Here is a 20174-nt window from a genome sequence, read left to right on the forward strand (position 1 = left end):
AAATAACACTATTAATTACGTTAGACCGAAATGAAATAAGTGATATAGTGGTTATATATTACATCTTTATTATTCTTTTTAGTTATATGAATATAAATAGAATAACGGAATAATAAGTCTTTTGTTGAAGGGATAGCCTCTCCATGAAATTACAACAGTTGCGTTATATCGTTGAAGTGGTGAATAACGATTTAAATGTTTCGACCACGGCAGAGCGTTTGTATACATCTCAACCGGGAATAAGTAAACAAATTCGCATGTTAGAAGATGAGTTAGGTATACAAATATTTTCTCGCAGTGGCAAGCATCTAACGCATGTGACACCAGCAGGTGAAGAAATTGTAAGGCTGTCTAGAGAGATTTTGTCAAAAACAGAAGCTATTCGATCAGCGGCGGGTGAGCACACTTATCCAGATAGAGGCTCACTATCGATTGCAACAACGCATACGCAAGCTCGTTATGTATTACCTCCAGTAATAAAAGGTTTTATTGAGCGTTATCCGGATGTTTCATTACATATGAACCAAGGTTCACCAACGCAAATTGCTGAAGATGTATGCAGAGGTAAAAGTGATTTTGCAATAGCGACAGAATCACTGCATCTTTATAACGATTTAGTGATGCTACCTTGTTATCGTTGGAACCGCATTGTGGTGGTTTCTAAAGATCATCCACTGGCACAAAAACGAGAAGTGACGCTTAAAGAGCTCGCAAACTACGATATTGTCACTTATACCCAGGGGTTCACTGGGCGTTCAGATCTTGATGATGCCTTCGGTAAAGTAGGGTTGAAACCTAAAATTGTTTTCACTGCAACCGATGCGGATGTTATTAAAACTTATGTGAGACTGCATTTAGGTATTGGTGTGATTGCCAGCATGGCATTTGATCCTGTACTCGATAGCGATTTAGTTGCCATTGATATGCGTGATAAGTTTAGTTATAGCACCACTAAAATTGCGTTTCGCCGTAGTGGTTTCTTACGTGGCTATATGTATGATTTTATGTGGCGTTTTGCTCCCCATCTTACGCGTAATTTGATTGAGCAAGCTGTTGCGTTGCGAACTAACGAAGAGATTGAAGAGTTATTTAAAGATATCGAATTACCATTAGTGTAATACTGAAAGGCGGGTCATTCCCGCCTTCAAGCGTGTTCATAAATCTAATTTCTGTTATTACTCATTTCAAATAAAAATCCCCACTAAAAAAAGCATCTGATTTTGCAATGCTTAGCTGACGATATTTGTTTAAAAAATCATAAAACTGCTGGTTAATCAGTGGATCATCAAGTGCACTAGCATCAAATACAGAGGTAATTGTGGTGTACTCTAAAGAGAGGGTAAATTTACGACCGATACAGCTGGCGAGTAGCATTTTTGCTGATTGATAAGAAAAACGTAGGCTCAAAATTTTCAGCTTTGGAACAAAAATAAGATGATTATTATGATTGAGTATCTCCGTGATCCCCGCAATAGTTATCGTTTGATAGCTGTCTAATGAGTTTCGTAAGCCGACTTCTATTTTTTGTCCTTGGGTACGTAAAAAATCAATAAATTCTCCAAGTGCAGGAGAGGTGGCATTGATTGCCGCTCCTAGTAATAATTGAATAAACGCTTGAGCAACAGAAAAATCAAAGGTTTGCTTATGAAGTTTTTTTGTTTCTATTTTATTGTGCCCTAGAAGAGGTAAATGGTTGAGCGTATCTAACCAATGCTCGGGGCGATAATAGGCTTCATTATCCTCTTTTTTTAATGCGGCAAGATGGTTTGCCATAATAGAAATGAGTCCAATTTGAATATTTTTAAGTTGTGACATTTTTTCTATTTCGGAAGGCTCAAAAGGTTTTGGTGACGCGATGATAAATTGCACTAAGCCTTCGGTATCTTTTATATTTTGAGAATGTAATGCATTCATCGATAAGGTTTGCGGAAAAGGAGGTGTAATAGGTTCTGCAAAATAGCGATCCGCATTCATAATATTTTTAAGTAAATCAGATTGTTTATTACTCATAAAAGTATCCTTACGTAGTCATACCTCCACCATTAAATCCTAATTAAGCGAAAATCCTGAGATTAAAATTTATTAACACTATGACACCCATAACATTACGTTAACAAATTGTGTGGTCTTTAAGCGAAATTCGGCGTTATATGATATGTTTAATAAATAACCTTACCTATTTTGATGGTTTAAACATGCTGTCAGTATAAAAATAAGAAGGAGGAGCTATGTCGTTACGTTTGAAAAAAGAGAGCCATTCCACGCTCTTAGTCGGATCTCAAGAATACGAGTACTACCGTCTTTCAGAAGTCGCCCGCCAATTAGGCGATATTACCCGTCTTCCTAAGTCTCTGAAGGTGTTACTAGAAAATTTAGTGCGTTATCTCGACAATGATACTGTTGTTGACGAGGATATTAAGGCACTCGTTGAGTGGCAAAAAACAGCACATGCATCACGAGAAATTGCATATCGACCTGCAAGGGTACTTATGCAAGATTTTACAGGTGTGCCTGCAGTTGTTGATTTAGCGGCTATGCGTGAAGCTGTGAAATCTTTGGGCGGGCAAGTGGATAAAGTTAATCCATTATCACCCGTAGATTTGGTTATTGACCACTCTGTTATGGTTGATGAATATGCCAGTAAAAATGCGTTTGCTGAAAACGTGGAAATTGAAATGGAGCGTAACTATGAACGCTACCTTTTTTTACGTTGGGGGCAGCAATCCTTTGAACGCTTTCGTGTCGTGCCGCCAGGTACAGGAATTTGCCATCAGGTAAACTTGGAGTACTTAGGTAAAGCTATTTGGTCTGAGGTGCAAAATGGGCGTCATGTGGCTTATCCTGATACTTTAGTGGGCACAGATTCTCACACCACAATGATAAATGGTCTTGGTGTTTTAGGTTGGGGTGTAGGAGGCATTGAAGCAGAAGCCGCAATGTTAGGACAACCTATCTCCATGCTAATTCCAGATGTTGTTGGCTTTAAATTGACAGGAAGATTACGTGAAGGGATCACGGCAACTGATCTGGTATTAACTGTCACACAGATGTTACGTGCTCATGGTGTTGTGGGTAAATTTGTGGAGTTTTATGGTGATGGTTTAGCGTCATTACCTTTAGCTGATCGTGCAACAATAGCGAATATGTCGCCAGAGTATGGCGCGACCTGTGGATTCTTCCCAATAGATGAGATCACCCTTGATTATTTGCGTTTAACAGGGCGTGAAGAACAAGAAATTGCACTTGTTGAAGCTTATAGCAAAGAGCAAGGTCTATGGCGACATACAGGTGATGAACCTATCTTTACGTCAACATTATCGTTAGATATGGGAACCGTTGAAGCGAGTCTTGCAGGGCCTAAACGCCCTCAAGATAGAGTTAATCTGCCGAGTGTACCTAGGGCATTTAAAGCAGCTGTAGATCTTGAAACCAATAAGAAACCACTGACGCAGTTTCCTCAAGTAAAAATTGATGATTATCCTGCATTTGAGTTAACCGATGGTGCCGTCGTTATTGCGGCGATCACATCATGTACCAACACATCAAACCCTAATGTCTTAATGGCAGCAGGATTACTCGCTAAAAATGCGGTAGAAAAAGGATTACAGCGTAAGCCTTGGGTTAAGTCTTCTTTGGCTCCTGGATCTAAAGTCGTCACGGATTATCTTAATCTAGCAGGATTAACGCCTTATCTTGATGAGTTAGGGTTTAATCTTGTGGGATATGGTTGCACAACATGTATTGGCAACTCCGGGCCTTTATTAGCACCGATTGAAAGTGCGATTAAAGATAATGACTTAACTATTGCGGCTGTATTATCTGGTAACCGTAACTTTGAAGGTCGAATTCATCCCTTAGTGAAAACCAACTGGTTAGCATCGCCGCCTTTAGTGGTTGCTTATGCTTTATCAGGAAATATGAATATTGATCTTACTAAAGAGCCATTAGGTAAAGATAAACAGGGTGCTCCCGTTTATTTAAAAGATATTTGGCCTGACAGTAAAGCTATTGCAGATGCTGTTGAGAAAGTTAAAACAGAGATGTTTCATAAAGAGTACTCCGCCGTGTTTGAAGGTGATAAAACATGGAAATCATTGCAAACACAAGATACACCCGTCTATGATTGGCAACCAGACTCTACCTATATTCGACATCCTCCTTTCTTTGAAGGTATGTCAAAAACACCGGCTCCGATTAAAGACATTCATCAAGCCAGTATTTTGGCTATTTTAGGTGATTCGGTGACAACGGATCATATTTCACCCGCAGGTAATATTAAGGCGGATAGTCCCGCAGGGCGTTATCTGCGTGAACATGGTGTCGAGCCGAAAGATTTTAACTCTTATGGTTCAAGACGTGGCAATCATGAAGTCATGATGCGAGGCACATTTGCCAATATTCGTATTCGTAACGAAATGGTGCCGGGAATCGAAGGTGGTTTTACCAAGCATATTCCAACTGGTGAAATATTGGCTATTTATGATGCTTCAATGCGTTATCAGCAAGAAAATACGCCGTTGGCAATTATTGCTGGTAGTGAATATGGTTCAGGCTCTAGCCGTGACTGGGCGGCAAAAGGAACACGTCTATTAGGTGTACGTGTGGTGATTGCAGGCTCTTTTGAGCGTATTCACCGTTCTAACTTAATCGGTATGGGAGTTTTACCTTTAGAGTTTCCTAAAGGGGTATCTCGTCAAACATTGGGCTTAAAAGGTGATGAGAAAATTGAGATCACAGGGCTTAATGCATTAATACCGAGCCAAGATGTCGCGGTTAATATTACTTTCGCAGATAATCGTACTGAAACTATTATGGCGCGTTGTCGTATTGATACTCAAACTGAATTAGCCTATTTCCAACATGGTGGCATATTGCATTATGTTATTCGTAATATGCTTTAATTAGTTTTGTAACGTAGTTAATAACAATGCCCCATTATAAAAATAATGGGGCATTTTTTTATCTTTTCTTTTTGTAATAACAATCACCAGCCCTGAATTGCACCACCGTTAAAAATGGTTTCGGCAGCCGTGGCAACTTCGGGAGATTGATATGCTTTGATAAAATCACGTACATTATCAGCATCTTTGTTCTCTTCCCTTGTCACAATAATATTGGTGTAAGGAGAGTTTTTATCTTCAATAAAAATACTGTCTTTGGTCGGTGATAAATTAATTTGCTGGATATAAGTTGTACTGATAATAGCGACAGTTACTTTGGGATCGTTTAAAACCCGTGGTAATTGCGCACCTTCTAGCTCCATAATTTTAAGCTTAAGTGGATTATCAATAATGTCGATAGCCGTAGGCAATAAACCACTGTTTGGTTTTAGCGTAATAAGCTTTTCTTTATCTAGTAACAGTAATGCTCGACCTAAATTGGTGGGATCGTTAGGAACTGCAATGGTATCGCCTGATTTTAACTCCGAAGGGTGTTTGATTTTAGTTGAATAGCCCGCCATAGGAAAAACAAAGGTATTACCAACAGCCACTAAATTGTAACCACGAGATTGATTATCTTGGGCAAGAAAAGGGCGATGTTGAAAAACATTGGCATCAAGTTCTTTATTTGCAGTGGGATCATTAGGCAATAAAGAACCGCTGAAACTTACCAATTCAACCTCTAAGCCATATTTTTCTTTTGCGACTTTTTTGGCAATTTCAGCCACATCTTGTTCAGCACCATTAATCACACCAACCTTGATTGAATAGCTGTTTTTATCGCTATTATCACAACCAGTCAATAATGTTCCTGCTAATAAAAGCGCGCCGAAAACCCTACCAGAAAAATGTAATGGCATAATGCATTCCTATCAAAATTTATTTATTAATAAATAACTTAGAATCAGATAGATAGTCAATAAAATCGCATATGACAAATTTTTACATGATATAATTTAATGATAAAAAAGACATAAAAATAAGATGTAAGAGAAGAAAAATAGATAAAGAATAAATTTACAAGGTAATAAAATAAAAAGAATAAATAAAAAATCCGAGCAACTCAGGCTCGGATTTGAAAATAATTAATGTTGTGTTGTTACTTTATTATTGCGCTTTCTTAAATAAAAGATGGCCCATTTTATCGGCTTTAGTATCAAGATAATGTGCATTACTTGGATTACGCCCGACAATCAAAGGAACTCGCTCGATAACATTAATTCCTGCGGCTTTCATGATTTCAATTTTCTTCGGATTATTGGTTAATAACCGAACTTCATGAACACCTAAGAGGTTATACATGTCAGCACAAAGGGTAAAATCGCGTTCGTCAGCTTTAAAACCTAACTCAAGGTTCGCTTCAACGGTATCTAAACCTTTATCTTGTAATGCATAGGCTCGTATTTTATTTAGCAATCCAATATTTCTGCCTTCTTGGCGATGATAAAGTAATACGCCACGACCTACTTTACTTATTTGTGAAAGTGCTGCTTCAAGTTGGAAACCACAATCACAACGTAAACTAAATAGGGCATCGCCCGTTAGGCACTCTGAATGAATACGAGATAATACGGGCTCTGAGCCTGAAATATCGCCATAAACTAGAGCGACATGATCTTTTCCTGTTGCGATTTCTTCAAAACCGACCATTAAAAACTCGCCAAAAGGCGTCGGTAGTTTTGCTTCTGCGATACGTCTTAATTTCATTATTTTTGACTCATAATTTCAGGTGATACTCTCGTCCAAGATTATACACTTTATAACGAGAACAAAGAGAAATAATACACTGAAATATTTCCAGGCCTCATAGGTAAGGAAATGAATAACACACACTTATTAAATCACACTTCAACAAATTATCAGATTTTGATGCCGAGTGCATAATGATTTATTGCTAAACTTGCATCGTTTATACTGATAATCTTTAGCTGTAAATGGATGAGAACATTTGTATTTAAGAAGAGGCAATATATTGAATAAGCAAGTAACAAAGTTGATTCTGTTAGGTAGTATGTTGCTCTTAATCATACCAAGTGCTGTGTTGATATTGGGTTGGAAGTGGCAACCTACTGATCACCCTTTAGGCGGGATAAGCACATTATGGATAGCTGATAGTGCAGCAAAACCTTGGAGCGCTGTGACTATTATTGTTTTGTTAGCATTGCTTTTTATGGTGTTGAAATTAAAACGTAACCGTTTCATTCAATTAGCCGTGATAATTATTGCAACATTATCTATTGGGCAATTAATTAAGGTCGCGGTTAAAAATGCAGTAAAAGAGCCTCGCCCTTATGTTGTTTGGGTTAGTGAAAATTTGCACATTAGCTCTGAAGCTTTTTATCAAGTATCAAGACCTGAGCGAGAACAATTACTCCAAAATGGATTAGCCAACTCACCTGTGGTCCCTGAATGGCAACTTAAATATTGGAAAACTGAAACAGGTTATGCTTTTCCGTCTGGTCATAGTTTATTTTCAGCGACACTCGCATTATTTGTTTTTGTCCTTTTTATGTTGCGCCGTCATTATTTTTTAGCGTCACTCGGGTTATTATGGGGAATTGATGTCACGGTAGGGCGTATTGTATTAGGAATGCACTGGGCATCTGATGTGATTGTCGGTATTCTTATCAGCACCGTGCTGGTTTGGTGTGCATTTAAGGTGATTGAGCGGCGTTTATTACTCAAACCCTGACAATAGCCCTTATTTTTGAGATATAGAATGTCTTTTTCAGTATTTATATGAAAAAATATACGAAAATCAGATGATTCTAAGAAATGACTTTCTTTGTGCGCAGTGAAAATGCTACCTTTATCTGTCTACTAAAGAAAAGAGAATAAAAAAGGAAATAATGTGAAAAAAGTCCTACTTTTTATTTTGGTTATTCTTGTTCTTGCCATCGTGGTGATTGCCATGACTTTAGGCACAAATAACGATCAGGTAGTCACATTCAATTATCTTATCGCTCAAGGTGAATATCGTATTTCTACCTTGTTAGCTACCCTGTTTGGTATGGGTTTTGTACTTGGCTGGATTGTAAGTGGTGTTTTTTATCTACGTGTACGCTTATCACTAGGTCGAGCAAAACGTAAAATTAAACGTCTTGAAAGCGCCCAAACAAAACAAGAAAACCAAGAAAGTCGCCCAACGGTTGCTTCTGCTACGAAATAAGGACGATAGCTGATGCTAGAATTGCTGTTTCTGTTATTACCTGTCGCTGCGGCTTACGGCTGGTATATGGGGCGTCGTGGCGCCCAACAGGACAAACAGCAGAACGCCGATCGCCTGTCACGTGAGTATGTGGCGGGTGTTAACTTCTTACTTTCTGATCAACAAGATAAAGCAGTTGATCTTTTCCTCGAAATGCTTAAAGAAGATAGCTCTGCTTTTGAAGCTCATCTTACTTTAGGTAATCTTTTTCGCTCTCGTGGCGAAGTCGAGCGCGCTATTCGTATCCACCAATCGCTAATGGAAAGTGCTGCACTTTCCTTTGAGCAACGCCTACTTGCTGTTCAACAGTTAGGCCGTGACTATGTGGCTGCGGGTGTTTACGATCGCGCTGAAAATATGTTTCAGCAACTTATTGATGAGCATGAATTTCGCCAAAGTGCGTTGCAATCGCTGTTAGCTATTTACCAATTAACCAGTGATTGGGGAAAAGCCATTGAAACGGCTGAAAAATTAGTAAAATTGGGACAACGCGAGCTTAAAGAGCAGATCGCCCATTTCTATTGTGAATTGGCGTTACAAGAAATGAGTAGCGATAATCTTGAGAGCGCGCTCAATTTCTTACAAAAAGCAGGGCAAACAGACCCGCTTTGTGCTCGTGTTTCAATTATGTATGGTCGTATCTATATTGCTCGTGATGATAAACAAAAAGCTATCGATGTTTTAATGAAAGTTATTGAGCAAGATAAAGAGATGGTCAGTGAAACCTTACCTATGCTTTTTGAATGTTTCCAAGCTCAAGGCGACGATAATGCTCGTTGGGAAACTTATTTACGTCAATGTGTGGATAGTAATTGTGGTGCGATTGCGGAGCTTTACCTTGCTGACATTATTGAAGCTAAAGAAGGTATTGAAGCAGCTCAGTTATACATTAATCGTCAATTAGAGCGTCATCCAACCATGCGCTTGTTCTATCGTTTAATGCGTTACCATTTAGCAGAAGCAGAAGAAGGACGCGCCAAAGAGAGCCTTATCTTATTGCGCTATATGGTTGGTGAACAAATTCGCACGAAACCAGATTATCGTTGCCATAAATGTGGTTTTACCTCTCATGCATTATATTGGCATTGTCCATCCTGTCGTTCATGGGATACCGTTAAACCTATTCGCGGTTTAGATGGTCAGTGACGATGTCACTTTTTTAATAGTCTCTCTATAAATAAAGGCCCTAAAATGTCATTTCATTGTGATAAGAAATCGCCCGAGCTTACCTGCGCGCCCGTTATTGTGGCACTAGACTATGAAGACCAAAAAAGTGCATTAGATTTTGCACAGCGTATCGATCCCTCATCTTGTCGTTTAAAAATTGGTAAGGAGATGTTTACCCGTTTTGGACCTCAGTTTGTGACTCAATTACAAAAAGAAGGGTTTGATATTTTCCTCGATTTAAAATTCCATGATATTCCCAATACTGTTGCAAGAGCCGTTGCAGCCGCTGCTGATTTAGGTGTATGGATGGTTAATGTACACGCGAGTGGTGGCGGTCGTATGATGCGTGCTGCCAAAGAGAGTCTTGCTACCTTTGGTAAAGACGCGCCACTTTTAACTGCAGTGACTGTACTTACCAGTATGGATCAATCTGATTTAATTGAATTGGGAATAACATTGACGCCCGCAGAACAAGCAGAACGTTTAGCGTTACTGACAAAATCTTGTGGTCTTGATGGTGTTGTCTGCTCTGCACATGAAGCAACACGTTTTAAACAAGTTTGTGGTGATGATTTCTTATTAGTTACTCCGGGTATTCGTCCAGCAGGAAGTGATATCGGCGATCAGCGTCGTGTAATGACACCAGAGCAAGCCATTGCGGCAGGCGTTGATTATATGGTGATTGGTCGTCCTATTACTCGTAGCGATAACCCTCATGAAACATTGCAACAAATTAATCGTTCTATACAAGGTATGTAAATGGATAATAACTCTCGTTTGGTTTATTCCACAGATACGGGTCGCATAAAAGAAGAAGAACAAAAGCCAGTACGTCCTGCTGGTGATGGTATTGTGCGTATTCAGAGACAAACTAGCGGACGTAAAGGTAAAGGTGTATGCGTTGTTTCAGGTATTGATCTGGATGATGCAGAGTTAGCGAAACTTGCGGCTGAACTGAAGAAAAAATGTGGCTGCGGTGGGAGTGTCAAAGACGGTTTAATTGAGATCCAAGGTGATAAACGTGATTTAATTAAATCGCTATTAGAAGCCAAAGGAATGAAGGTTAAACTTGCTGGTGGCTGATTTAACTAGCTAGATAGCAATGAAATGAATGATAATGCGCTAATTTTCTATTGAGATTAGCGCATTTTTTATTGTCACTAATAGATGTCTTTTAAAAGGTATTTTATGAAAGCGTACTTGATGATTGTTGCACTATTATATTCTTCTGCGCTTTTTGCAGAAACGACTGCGGATAAAATAATTGTTCATAACAAATATTGTTCTTCACCAGAACAGACCATGGATGAAGTTTATGAGAATGGCGCAATAACACATTGTGTTTATGCTGGGCTTTCAATTGCAGATGCATATAAAAAATATGTCAATGAACACGATGAAGATTATCTTGTAAAAACCATTAAAGTGAACAATAACATCCAAAAAGAATATACAAAAGACGGTGTTTCTGTTGATTATAAATGGGAAAATCTAAAGAAATTAATGATAGAGCAACAGTTTTCAGGTGGTTTTACGGAGTTTGTGTTAGAAGAAGATAAGAAAGGCACTAAAATCACGATCACTGGTCACCCTGATTAATTATTAAGAAAACAGCGAAATCCATAAATATGATTATAGGTGACAATGTCACCTATTTTTTTGCATTTCATTCTATTTTTTCTCGTTGATTTTTAGATACTTCACAGGCACAGCAAGTGTTAGCCAAACACCATTATCTGCGTGATAAAATTCAAATCCATCACTAAACATGTTTTCACTATCAACGGTTAAAACGACTGCTTTTCCATGACGATTGCCAACATTCACAGCTGTTTTATATTCCTGTGAAAGATGAACATATTGACGACCATTAGGAATTAAACCTTGATCAAAAATACTATCGATAAAGCGAGTTGCCGTGCCGTGATAGAGTATTGTTGGTGGCTTTATTGGTTGATAACCAACGGTGGTTTTAAGTGAATGACCTTGCACTGCGCGAATAAAAAGCCCATCTTCTGAAATAGCAAAACGCTTTTTATCATTGGTTTCTACAACGTCTTTAATTAATTCAAGGGTTAGCGGTGTACCATTTTTTTGTGCTAATGGGATTAATTTTGATATTTCTCCCCATCCTTGCTTATCCAATGTTAAACCGATACTTTCAGGGGCATGACGTAAGATATAGCTTAAAAAACGACTAATTTGTATTTTGTCTTTCATTGATTTAATCCATTTATTAATTATTAAATTTATGATGCAAGAGAAAATACCAATGCATCATAAAAGCATTTCCGTTCTTTTTAATGTTCTTTTTTTATCACTAGTTTGACTCTAAATTAGAGATATAAAAAAAGCCGATAGTTCTAAGTGAACTATCAGCCTCATTGTATACCGATTTAAGTCCTATTAGATAGGGCGAGCAACGATATTGCGTGTTTCCAGCTTCACATCTTCAATGCGTACAGGAATGATATCATTGAGCTTATAAGCAGTTTCACCTTTCACAATGACGGTGCCTGTTTCTTGGCTACATTGAATTTCATCACGTACAGCATGTAAGAATGGTGCAGGAATAAAGGCAACAGCACCATTTTCAACTAGACGAACACGAACACCACCACGAGTAATATCGATAATTTCGGCATTAAATGGTGTTTCAGTGCCAGCAAAAGGTTTTAAGAAACGCGCATATAACCAATCACCCACATCGCGTTCGGCCATACGATTAGCGCGGCGACGCTCTGCAATACGAATACCATCTTCTTCTTGTGGTTTTTCAGCACTTTCTTTGCTGATAATCGCTTTGAGCAAACGGTGATTTAAAATATCACTGTACTTACGAATTGGTGAAGTCCATGTTGCGTAAGCTTCTAATCCTAAACCAAAGTGAGGACCTGGCTCAGCTTTGATTTCAGCAAAGTTTTGGAAGCGGCGAATACGGCTATCAAGGAATTGATTTGGCTGATTATCAAGCTCACGACGCAATTGGCAGAAACCTTCAAGCGTTAATAAACTTTCAGATGTAGTTTCAATACCGTTATCTTTTAATGTCTGCACAACTTGATCGATATAAAGTGGATCAAAGCCTGTATGAACGTTGTAAACGCCAAAACCTAAGTTTTTCGCTAGTACTTTTGCTGCACAGATATTGGCGGTGATCATCGCTTCTTCAACAATACGGTTTGCGATACGGCGTTTTTCTGCAACGATATCTAAAACATTGCCGCCTTCATCAAGAATAAAACGGTAATCAGGGCGTTCTTTAAAGACCAGAGCATGTTTTTCACGCCATTCATGACGTTTTTCACACATTTCTTTTAATAACATCACTTGTTCATGAACAATCTCATTTTCAGGTTGCCATTGGGTGTTTTCACCTTCTAACCAATCTGAAATATGGTCATAAACTAGCTTAGCTTTTGATTCTACCCACGCAGAATAGAAGTGAATATCTTCAAGCAATGAGCCATCTTCGGTAATACTCACTTGGCAAACTAATGCAGGACGTTTCTCATTAGGACGTAATGAGCAAACATTGTCTGACAGTTCGCGAGGCAACATTGGGATATTAAAGCCTGGCAGATAGTTAGTTAGTGCACGTTGTGCGGCAATTTTATCTAATTCACTATTAGGCAGAATATAAGCGGTTGGATCCGCAATAGCGATAAAGAGTGTGAGTTGACCGTTCTCTTCTTTACGAATAAAGAGGGCGTCATCCATATCTTCTGTTGATGCACTATCAATAGTGACAAAGGAGAGAGAAGTCAGATCTTCACGAGGTAAAGTATCATGTAATGTGAGCGCTTCGTCACCCATTTCAGGCGCATCACGTTCAAGCTGATGACGCATTAAGGTTACCCACCAAGGCGCAAAGTGATCGTCTTTATCGGTAATATAGTCTGTAATTTCAGCCTGAAAACCTTTATCACCTTTATTAAGTGGGTGACGACGCATTACGGCAACAGCCCAATCTTGATCAACAAAGCTATGTGTTAAGCCTTGAGCAGGACGGCAAGGAATAGCATCTTTTAAGAGAGGGTGATCGGGTACTATCCACAGACGGTTATCACCTTCTTTTTTCTGAATACGACCAACAAAACGCGTTAAGAAAGGTTCAACCAATTCTTCGGGTTCAACCGATTCTTTATCGCCGTTTGTATGAACGGCAGCAATAACTCTGTCGCCGTGCATCACTTTTTTCATTTGCGGAGGGGGAATAAAATAGCTTTTCTGACCATCAACTTCAAGGAAGCCAAAGCCTTTATCTGTTCCCTTTACAAGGCCTTCCACGCGCGGTGTTTGGGCATGGAGTTGCTGTTTTAGCTGTGCAAGCAGCGGATTGTCTTGAAACATATTTTTCCGGAAAGTCGGCAGTTTTAATAATAAAAGTGGGCAATAGTTTTATTCGATTGTGTGTAGTGACGCAAGTAATATCGCATCATAAAAACAGACAAATCGACAAATTTTCACTCGGGATCTGTTTTTTCTTTAAATTCACAAAGATCTTCGATAATACAAGAGCCACACCGTGGTTTTCGTGCAATGCAGGTATAACGACCATGAAGAATAAGCCAATGGTGACAATCAACCTTAAATTCTGCCGGAACAACTTTTAACAGTTTTTGTTCGACTTCATTGACATTTTTACCTGGGGCAAAACCTGTCCGATTACTCACTCTAAAGATATGTGTATCGACAGCGATTGTTGGCCAGCCAAATGCCGTGTTTAAAACGACATTGGCGGTTTTACGACCGACACCAGGTAAGGCTTCTAGGGCTTCTCTGTTTTCAGGTACTTCACTGTTATGTTTATCAACTAAGATTTGACACGTCTTAATCACATTTTCAGCTTTAGTATTATAGAGGCCGATGGTTTTAATGTATTTCTTAAGACCATCAACGCCTAAATTCAGTATTGCCTGTGGTGTATTGGCAACGGGGTAAAGCTTGGCTGTTGCTTTATTTACACTCACATCGGTTGCTTGTGCAGAGAGTAACACGGAGATCAATAGTTCAAACGGAGAGTCAAATTTTAGCTCTGTCGTAGGTTGCGGATTGTCATCACGCAACCGAGTTAGAATTTCAATACGTTTTGCTTGATTCATTATGCTCACAAATTAATTTTTGACGATATGACTACCACAGCCTTGCTCTTTTTCGTAAGTTTTCGTTGTCGAAGTGCTGCGCTTTTTCTGTCTTTCATCGATAAGGTATTTTGCTGCTAACATAAAGCCTAAGCCGATAAAAGCACCGGGTGGTAAAATGGCGAGTAAGAAGGGTGAGTCTAAATGTACTATCTCAACTCTTAATACTTGTGCCCATTCACCTAATAGTAAATCTGCACCATCAAATAATGTGCCGTTACCTAAAATTTCACGCATTGCACCTAAAACAAAGAGTGCTGCTGTTGCGCCTAATCCCATTGCTAAACCATCAATAGCGGAAGGAAAGACTTCATTTTTAGCGGCAAAAGCTTCAGCACGACCAATAACAATACAGTTAGTAACGATCAATGGAATGAAGATCCCTAAAGATTGATATAAGCCGTAGGCATACGCATTGATTAGTAATTGCACAGCACTGACGACAGACGCAATTATCATAACATAAATTGGGATTCGAATTTCAGAAGGAACCCAACGACGTAAACTTGAAACCGCCACATTAGTACAAAAGAGCACTAATGTTGTTGCAAGCCCCAAGCCTAATGCGTTAGTGGCAGTAGAAGAAACAGCAAGTAAAGGACATAAACCCAGTAGTTGAACTAAAGCTGAGTTATTGGTCCATAACCCTTGTGAAAATAGCGTTTTGATAGAGTTCATCTTAATTCGCCTCACAGACAGGAAGTGTATCCAACTTCTCTGGTAAAGATTGTATTAGCCAAGCAGTGCGCTTTGATGAGTTAACAACGGCGCGAGGGGTGATCGTCGCGCCCGTGAATTGATCAAAATCGCCACCATCTTTTTTTACTGCCCAGTGCGGATCGTTTTCACTGGAAATGAATCTATTGCTCAATGTCGTGATCCAATCAGAAATACGTGTTTCAATTTTATCCCCTAACCCTGGCGTTTCATTATGAGCAGTAACACGTACACCAAGGACATTTGCTTTAAAGTCGGCGCCTACAAGAAGCTCAATTGCGCCTGAATATCCATCAGGAGCGGTAGATTCTAATGCGGCTGCAACAGGTTTGCCGTCTAAACGGGCAACATAAAGCTTATGTGGTTTTGTATTCCCTAATTCAGGTGCCGTGAGTAGATAACAATCTTTAGAGAGATCGTTGTTATACATTGATTGTGGGATCACCTGATCTAATAATTTTTGTTTCTCTAAAGCGACTTGTTCTGCAATGGTGTCTGCGGTTAAGTGATAAACCACCGCAGTTAAACCTGTCGTACAGGCAGCAAAGATAGCTAATGTTAACCCATGACGTTTTAAGATTTCGATCATCATTTTCTCCTTGGATTAATGTCCGTAAACACGAGGGCGTGTATAGCTATCAATGAGCGGTACGGCAATATTGGCAAGCAATACAGAGAAGGCGACTGCATCTGGGTATCCGCCATAGACACGGATAATCCAAACTAATAAACCAATCATGCCCGCATAAATTAAACGCCCCTTAGGGGTTGTTGAGGCGCTAACCGGATCGGTCGCAATAAAGAAGGCTCCTAACATTGTTGCACCTGAGAAGAGCTGTAATAGCGGTTGTGAATAACGCGTAGGATCAATACCCCAGCTAATAACCGAACATAGTGCTAATACAGAAATCATCGCAACAGGGATATGCCAGCTAATAATGCGTTTATAAAGCAGGATTAATCCGCCAACTAAATAAGCTACATTCACCCATTGCCAGCCAATGCCTGCAAATTCACCTTGTAAAATAGGTGTCGCTAAGACTTCATTAATTGGGTGAGTTAATAAACCTGTTTTAAAGCTATCAAGAGGTGTTGCTTGTGTAATGCCATCGACAGAACGTCTTAAATCTTCAAGCGTTAAGCCAGAAGAGGTATGCCCTGTAAAGAAGATGCTTAAACTATCCATGACATTGTAAGAGACAGCCTGTAATTCAACGGGAGGCATCCAAGATGTCATTTGTACTGGGAATGAGATCAGCAAAACCACATAACCCACCATTGCGGGATTAAATGGATTTTGTCCTAAGCCACCATAAATATGTTTTGCGATAACAATAGCAACAAAAGTACCTAAAACAATGATCCACCATGGTGCTAAAGGCGGAATACTAATGGCGAGCAATACACCAGTCAACAGCGCTGAATTGTCTTTCAGATAAAGTAAGGGATCTTCTTTTTTGAGCTTTACGCAAAGTGCTTCAGTAACAAGCGCCACGATAATAGCTATCACAATTTGGTAAATGGTTCCTAAGCCAAAGAAATAGATCTGGCTTAAGATCCCAGGAAGTGCCGCTAATGTTACCCATAGCATAACTTGGCTGGTGGACTGTTGATTATGCGTAAAAGGTGAACTCGCAATTTTTAATTTACTATTGTTATTTTGTATTGGTCCGAATTTCATCTGTGATTAATCCAAGGTAACTTCTTCTTTATTAGCTCGACGTTGTTCGGCTTCTTTTTTGGCTTTTACTCTGGCAATTGCGGCAGCGACAGCAGCCTTACGCGGATCGACATCTTCCGCTTCAGCACTTTGAACAGGTGCTTCTACGGTTGATATGGCTTCAGCAGTTTGTTGAGCTTTCTTAGCTTTAACACGAGCCAATGCGGCAGCGACAGCGGCTTTGCGCGGATCGACTTCTTCAGTTTCGATATTTTCAACTGGGGTTTCTACAGTTGATATGGCTTCAGCAGCTTGTTGAGCTTTCTTAGCTTTAACACGAGCCAATGCGGCAGCGACAGCGGCTTTACGCGGGTCAGCATCTTCGCTCTCACTCGCTGTATTCTCACTTGACGCTTCTAGTGCTTTTTGCTGTGCTAATTTAGCAGCCTGTCTTGCTCTGACTTCTTCTTTACGTTTTTTACGTGCGGCAATAGCAGCTGCATTATCTGGCTCTTCACCTGCTTTAACAGAAATAATTTTGCCGATACTTTGTTTCGCTTTTACGCGAGAAAGTGCGGATTGAACTTCACTGTGCTCTTCATCGTCAAGTTTAACTGCGGCACGTTGATGTCTTGCTTCACGTTCAAGTTTTTCTCGCTCCATACGTATTTTTTTCGCTTCAAAACGTGCTTTAGCTTCAGCTGCGCGTTTTGCTTCCGCATTAATTTCACGTATTTCTGCTTTTTCTTGGCGGTAGTATTGAACTAGTGGAATATTACTTGGGCAAACAAACGCACATGCACCACACTCAATACAATCAAATAAATTATGTTGTTGTGCCTTCTCATGCTCTTTACCTTTACTAAACCAGTAAAGTTGTTGAGGTAATAAACCACTAGGGCAAGCATCAACACAATGGCCACAACGGATACAGGCTTCTTCAAGGTTATCTGTATCCATCTCTTCAACTGAAGGGATAAGTAGGCAGTTCGTTATCTTAACAACAGGGGCATTTAAGTCTGGTAAGGTAAAGCCCATTAATGGCCCACCCATAATCACCATTTGTTCAGAGCCTGCTACAAAGCCCGCTTGTTTTAATAACGAGTAAATCGGTGTACCTAAACGTGCCCAGAAGTTACCCGGTGTTTTGGCGCCATTACCTGTAACGGTGACGACACGCTCAATTAAAGGTTCATCATCGATAATTGCGCGTTTTATCGCGACAACAGTACCTACGTTTTGCATCAAAACGCCAATGTCAGATGAACGACCTCCAGATGGAACTTCTTTACCCGTTAAGATCTTGGTAAGTTGTTTAGCACCACCTGATGGGTATTTTGTTGGGATAACACGAATGAAAATACGTTTTTCATCGGGCATCGCGTTTAATGCCTGTTTTAATGCCTCAATGGCTTCAGGCTTGTTATCTTCAATACCAATTAGCACTTCATCAGGAGAGAGAAGGTGAATTAATACCTGACATCCGGCAATCACTTCATCAGCGTGTTCTTGCATTAAGCGATCGTCAGCGGTGATATAAGGTTCACATTCTGCTGCATTGATGATCAGTGTTTTAACGAGATCGCCACCACCTTTTAATTTTGATGCCGTTGGGAATCCCGCACCGCCTAATCCTGCAATACCAGCTTCATGAATACGGCTAAGTAATGTTTCTCTGCTTTCTAACTGGTAATTAATGATAGGTGATTTCTCTCTCCATTCATCTTTACCATCAGATTGGATCCTTACTGCAATTTCAGGTAAGCCAGAAGGGTGAGCACTTGGAAAAGGCTCTATTGCCGTAACGGTACCAGAGATAGATGCATGTACAGGTAATGTTCTGCCAACTCCTTTTGTTAAGGGTTGGCCTTTTAATACATGCTCACCTACGCTGACACAAAGTTGACCCGGTACACCTAAATGCTGATGAATAGGAATAATGACTTCATCAGGTAATTGCGCTATACGCATGGGTGTACGACTTGACTGTAATTTCATTTCAGGAGGATGAATACCGCCTTTAAAATCCCAGATTTTATCTTTTTTAAATAACGAAAAGAGATTAAACATGAGCGCTATCCTCCGCCTTTAATGACGGTTCATCTTCAGGTGTTTCTTCAGGCTCTGCTGGAATGTTTTTAACAGGGATTGTGTTTAAATCCCATTTCCAGTTCGAGGTTGTGACTTTGACAGGAACCAAGGTTATACAATCAGTAGGGCAAGGTGGAACACATAAGTCACAGCCCGTACATAAGTCTTCAATAACGGTGTGCATAGCTCGTGTTGCGCCCACAATGGCATCAACAGGGCATGCTTGAATACACTTAGTACATCCTATGCAATTATCTTCATCGATTAAGGCGACTTTTCTAATTGGATTTAACGCTTCTTCGTCACCATCAAGCGGTTGAGGATCAACACCCATCAACTCAGCGATTTTTAACATCACTTGTTCGCCACCCGGTGCACAACGGTTAATCATTTCACCATTGTTTGCGACTGCATCGGCATAAGGACGACAACCAGGATGACCACATTGTCCGCATTGGCTTTGTGGTAATATCGCGTCAATTTTTTCGACAATAGGATCTTCTTCCACTTTAAAACGACGTGCGGAATAGCCCAAAATTAGCCCAAAGATAAGACCTAGCGCACCCAGTACGCCAATTGCTATCCATAAAGAATTCATTACAGTTTCACCAAACCACTAAAACCCATAAAGGCAAGAGACATTAAACCTGCGGTAATTAAACCGATTGAAGCACCTTTAAATGGCGCGGGTACATTGGCGACCGCTAATCGTTCTCTAATGGCGGCAAATAATACCATTACAAGAGAGAAACCGACGGCTGCACCAAAACCATAAACGGCAGATTGCATAAAGGTGTGGGCTTGATTGATATTTAATAACGCAACACCTAAGACGGCACAGTTTGTGGTAATTAAAGGTAAGAAGATCCCTAACAAACGATAGAGTGTCGGGCTTGTTTTTCTTACGACCATTTCAGTGAATTGTACAACTACTGCAATAACTAAGATAAAGCTCAGTGTGCGTAAATAAAGTAAGTCCAAAGGGACTAAAATAAAATTATCCATCAGCCAAGAACTAATCGAGGCGAGCGTCATAACAAAGGTCGTCGCAAATCCCATACCAATCGCGGTTTCTAATTTTTTTGATACACCCATAAATGGGCATAAACCCAGGAACTTGACGAGTACAAAGTTATTCACCAATACGGTGCCGACGAATAGAAGCAAGTAATCAGTCATTGTTATGCCAAAATTGTTAAACAGAGAAACAAAAAGCCTCCAGAAATAAAGAGGCTAAACAAGCGTAT

At 39.8% G+C, this 20174-nt stretch carries 19 protein-coding genes and 1 pseudogene; 8 read left to right on the forward strand and 12 right to left on the reverse strand.

Annotation, left to right across the window (positions count from 1 at the left end; all coding sequences use genetic code 11):
- Positions 1-143: 143 nt before the first annotated feature.
- The gene (gene cysB / locus F1325_RS08955) at positions 144-1118 is read left to right on the forward strand and encodes an HTH-type transcriptional regulator CysB (protein ID WP_109372364.1); all 975 of its coding nucleotides are present in this window, start codon (positions 144-146) and stop codon (positions 1116-1118) included.
- A 61-nt stretch (positions 1119-1179) separates the two neighbouring features.
- Here the strand turns inward: cysB and F1325_RS08960 are convergent, their stop codons facing one another.
- Positions 1180-2010 carry a hypothetical protein gene (locus F1325_RS08960; RefSeq protein ID WP_109372363.1) on the reverse strand — a complete coding sequence of 277 codons (831 nt, stop codon included), beginning with the start codon at positions 2008-2010 and terminating at the stop codon, positions 1180-1182.
- A gap of 218 nt (positions 2011-2228) precedes the next feature.
- On the opposite strand from F1325_RS08960, the gene acnA reads away from it, so the two are divergent.
- Complete coding sequence (gene acnA / locus F1325_RS08965; RefSeq protein WP_109372362.1) at positions 2229-4901, forward strand: aconitate hydratase AcnA; 2673 nt, start codon at positions 2229-2231, stop codon at positions 4899-4901.
- An 83-nt stretch (positions 4902-4984) separates the two neighbouring features.
- Here the strand turns inward: acnA and F1325_RS08970 are convergent, their stop codons facing one another.
- Complete coding sequence (locus tag F1325_RS08970) at positions 4985-5800, reverse strand: MetQ/NlpA family lipoprotein (protein WP_109372361.1); 816 nt, start codon at positions 5798-5800, stop codon at positions 4985-4987.
- A gap of 247 nt (positions 5801-6047) precedes the next feature.
- Positions 6048-6647: a GTP cyclohydrolase II gene (gene ribA / locus F1325_RS08975; protein ID WP_109372360.1), complete on the reverse strand. Its 600-nt coding sequence runs from the start codon at positions 6645-6647 to the stop codon at positions 6048-6050.
- 265 nt (positions 6648-6912) lie between these two features.
- Here ribA and pgpB point away from each other — a divergent pair, with 265 nt between their 5' ends.
- From pgpB to F1325_RS09005, 6 genes are all read left to right on the forward strand, one after another.
- A complete protein-coding gene (pgpB, locus tag F1325_RS08980) occupies positions 6913-7632 on the forward strand; it encodes a phosphatidylglycerophosphatase B (protein ID WP_109372359.1) in 720 nt (239 codons plus the stop codon).
- A 219-nt stretch (positions 7633-7851) separates the two neighbouring features.
- The gene (locus tag F1325_RS08985) at positions 7852-8109 is read left to right on the forward strand and encodes a LapA family protein (RefSeq protein ID WP_232797478.1); all 258 of its coding nucleotides are present in this window, start codon (positions 7852-7854) and stop codon (positions 8107-8109) included.
- Between the two features lie 12 nt (positions 8110-8121).
- Positions 8122-9294, forward strand: a complete 1173-nt coding sequence (gene lapB / locus F1325_RS08990) for a lipopolysaccharide assembly protein LapB (protein WP_109372357.1) — start codon at positions 8122-8124, stop codon at positions 9292-9294.
- Positions 9295-9339: 45 nt separating this feature from the next.
- The gene (gene pyrF, locus F1325_RS08995) at positions 9340-10074 is read left to right on the forward strand and encodes an orotidine-5'-phosphate decarboxylase (protein WP_109372356.1); all 735 of its coding nucleotides are present in this window, start codon (positions 9340-9342) and stop codon (positions 10072-10074) included.
- Positions 10075-10398, forward strand: coding sequence for a stress response translation initiation inhibitor YciH (gene yciH / locus F1325_RS09000; RefSeq protein ID WP_006536941.1), 324 nt, complete (start codon positions 10075-10077; stop codon positions 10396-10398).
- 105 nt (positions 10399-10503) lie between these two features.
- The gene (locus tag F1325_RS09005; RefSeq protein ID WP_160230333.1) at positions 10504-10914 is read left to right on the forward strand and encodes a hypothetical protein; all 411 of its coding nucleotides are present in this window, start codon (positions 10504-10506) and stop codon (positions 10912-10914) included.
- A 72-nt stretch (positions 10915-10986) separates the two neighbouring features.
- Here F1325_RS09005 and F1325_RS09010 read toward each other — a convergent pair whose 3' ends face one another.
- The 9 genes and pseudogenes from F1325_RS09010 to rsxA form a co-directional block, all read right to left on the reverse strand.
- Positions 10987-11535: an RNA 2'-phosphotransferase gene (locus tag F1325_RS09010; RefSeq protein ID WP_109372354.1), complete on the reverse strand. Its 549-nt coding sequence runs from the start codon at positions 11533-11535 to the stop codon at positions 10987-10989.
- A gap of 186 nt (positions 11536-11721) precedes the next feature.
- Positions 11722-13668, reverse strand: a complete 1947-nt coding sequence (locus F1325_RS09015) for an exoribonuclease II (RefSeq protein WP_109372353.1) — start codon at positions 13666-13668, stop codon at positions 11722-11724.
- Between the two features lie 113 nt (positions 13669-13781).
- Entirely contained in the window at positions 13782-14420 is a 639-nt protein-coding gene (nth, locus tag F1325_RS09020; RefSeq protein WP_109372352.1) for an endonuclease III, read from the reverse strand.
- A 12-nt stretch (positions 14421-14432) separates the two neighbouring features.
- The gene (locus tag F1325_RS09025) at positions 14433-15137 is read right to left on the reverse strand and encodes an electron transport complex subunit E (RefSeq protein ID WP_109372351.1); all 705 of its coding nucleotides are present in this window, start codon (positions 15135-15137) and stop codon (positions 14433-14435) included.
- Position 15138: 1 nt separating this feature from the next.
- The gene (gene rsxG, locus F1325_RS09030) at positions 15139-15765 is read right to left on the reverse strand and encodes an electron transport complex subunit RsxG (protein WP_109372350.1); all 627 of its coding nucleotides are present in this window, start codon (positions 15763-15765) and stop codon (positions 15139-15141) included.
- A gap of 15 nt (positions 15766-15780) precedes the next feature.
- Complete coding sequence (gene rsxD / locus F1325_RS09035) at positions 15781-16857, reverse strand: electron transport complex subunit RsxD (protein ID WP_160230334.1); 1077 nt, start codon at positions 16855-16857, stop codon at positions 15781-15783.
- A gap of 27 nt (positions 16858-16884) precedes the next feature.
- A pseudogene (gene rsxC / locus F1325_RS09040) lies at positions 16885-18906 on the reverse strand (electron transport complex subunit RsxC); the annotation flags it as partial.
- Positions 18899-19525, reverse strand: coding sequence for an electron transport complex subunit RsxB (rsxB, locus tag F1325_RS09045; protein ID WP_109373996.1), 627 nt, complete (start codon positions 19523-19525; stop codon positions 18899-18901). The pseudogene rsxC and the gene rsxB, both read right to left, overlap by 8 nt.
- Positions 19525-20106 carry an electron transport complex subunit RsxA gene (rsxA, locus tag F1325_RS09050; RefSeq protein ID WP_006536930.1) on the reverse strand — a complete coding sequence of 194 codons (582 nt, stop codon included), beginning with the start codon at positions 20104-20106 and terminating at the stop codon, positions 19525-19527. Before rsxA ends, rsxB begins: the two co-directional genes overlap by 1 nt.
- Between the last annotated feature and the right edge of the window lie 68 nt (positions 20107-20174).

The organism is Proteus columbae (assembly GCF_009914335.1).
GTDB lineage: Bacteria > Pseudomonadota > Gammaproteobacteria > Enterobacterales > Enterobacteriaceae > Proteus.

Excerpts from the sequence above, each read along its gene's own strand:
- F1325_RS09010 (WP_109372354.1), bottom strand. The coding sequence starts at position 11,535 with ATGAAAGACAAAATACAAATTAGTCGTTTTTTAAGCTATATCTTACGT.
- F1325_RS08985 (WP_232797478.1), top strand. The coding sequence starts at position 7,852 with ATGACTTTAGGCACAAATAACGATCAGGTAGTCACATTCAATTATCTT.
- nth (WP_109372352.1), bottom strand. The coding sequence starts at position 14,420 with ATGAATCAAGCAAAACGTATTGAAATTCTAACTCGGTTGCGTGATGAC.
- rsxB (WP_109373996.1), bottom strand. The coding sequence starts at position 19,525 with ATGAATTCTTTATGGATAGCAATTGGCGTACTGGGTGCGCTAGGTCTT.
- F1325_RS09005 (WP_160230333.1), top strand. The coding sequence starts at position 10,504 with ATGAAAGCGTACTTGATGATTGTTGCACTATTATATTCTTCTGCGCTT.
- F1325_RS09015 (WP_109372353.1), bottom strand. The coding sequence starts at position 13,668 with ATGTTTCAAGACAATCCGCTGCTTGCACAGCTAAAACAGCAACTCCAT.
- lapB (WP_109372357.1), top strand. The coding sequence starts at position 8,122 with ATGCTAGAATTGCTGTTTCTGTTATTACCTGTCGCTGCGGCTTACGGC.
- pyrF (WP_109372356.1), top strand. The coding sequence starts at position 9,340 with ATGTCATTTCATTGTGATAAGAAATCGCCCGAGCTTACCTGCGCGCCC.
- F1325_RS09025 (WP_109372351.1), bottom strand. The coding sequence starts at position 15,137 with ATGAACTCTATCAAAACGCTATTTTCACAAGGGTTATGGACCAATAAC.
- rsxA (WP_006536930.1), bottom strand. The coding sequence starts at position 20,106 with ATGACTGATTACTTGCTTCTATTCGTCGGCACCGTATTGGTGAATAAC.
- yciH (WP_006536941.1), top strand. The coding sequence starts at position 10,075 with ATGGATAATAACTCTCGTTTGGTTTATTCCACAGATACGGGTCGCATA.
- rsxD (WP_160230334.1), bottom strand. The coding sequence starts at position 16,857 with ATGAAATTCGGACCAATACAAAATAACAATAGTAAATTAAAAATTGCG.
- cysB (WP_109372364.1), top strand. The coding sequence starts at position 144 with ATGAAATTACAACAGTTGCGTTATATCGTTGAAGTGGTGAATAACGAT.
- ribA (WP_109372360.1), bottom strand. The coding sequence starts at position 6,647 with ATGAAATTAAGACGTATCGCAGAAGCAAAACTACCGACGCCTTTTGGC.
- acnA (WP_109372362.1), top strand. The coding sequence starts at position 2,229 with ATGTCGTTACGTTTGAAAAAAGAGAGCCATTCCACGCTCTTAGTCGGA.
- F1325_RS08960 (WP_109372363.1), bottom strand. The coding sequence starts at position 2,010 with ATGAGTAATAAACAATCTGATTTACTTAAAAATATTATGAATGCGGAT.
- F1325_RS08970 (WP_109372361.1), bottom strand. The coding sequence starts at position 5,800 with ATGCCATTACATTTTTCTGGTAGGGTTTTCGGCGCGCTTTTATTAGCA.
- rsxG (WP_109372350.1), bottom strand. The coding sequence starts at position 15,765 with ATGATCGAAATCTTAAAACGTCATGGGTTAACATTAGCTATCTTTGCT.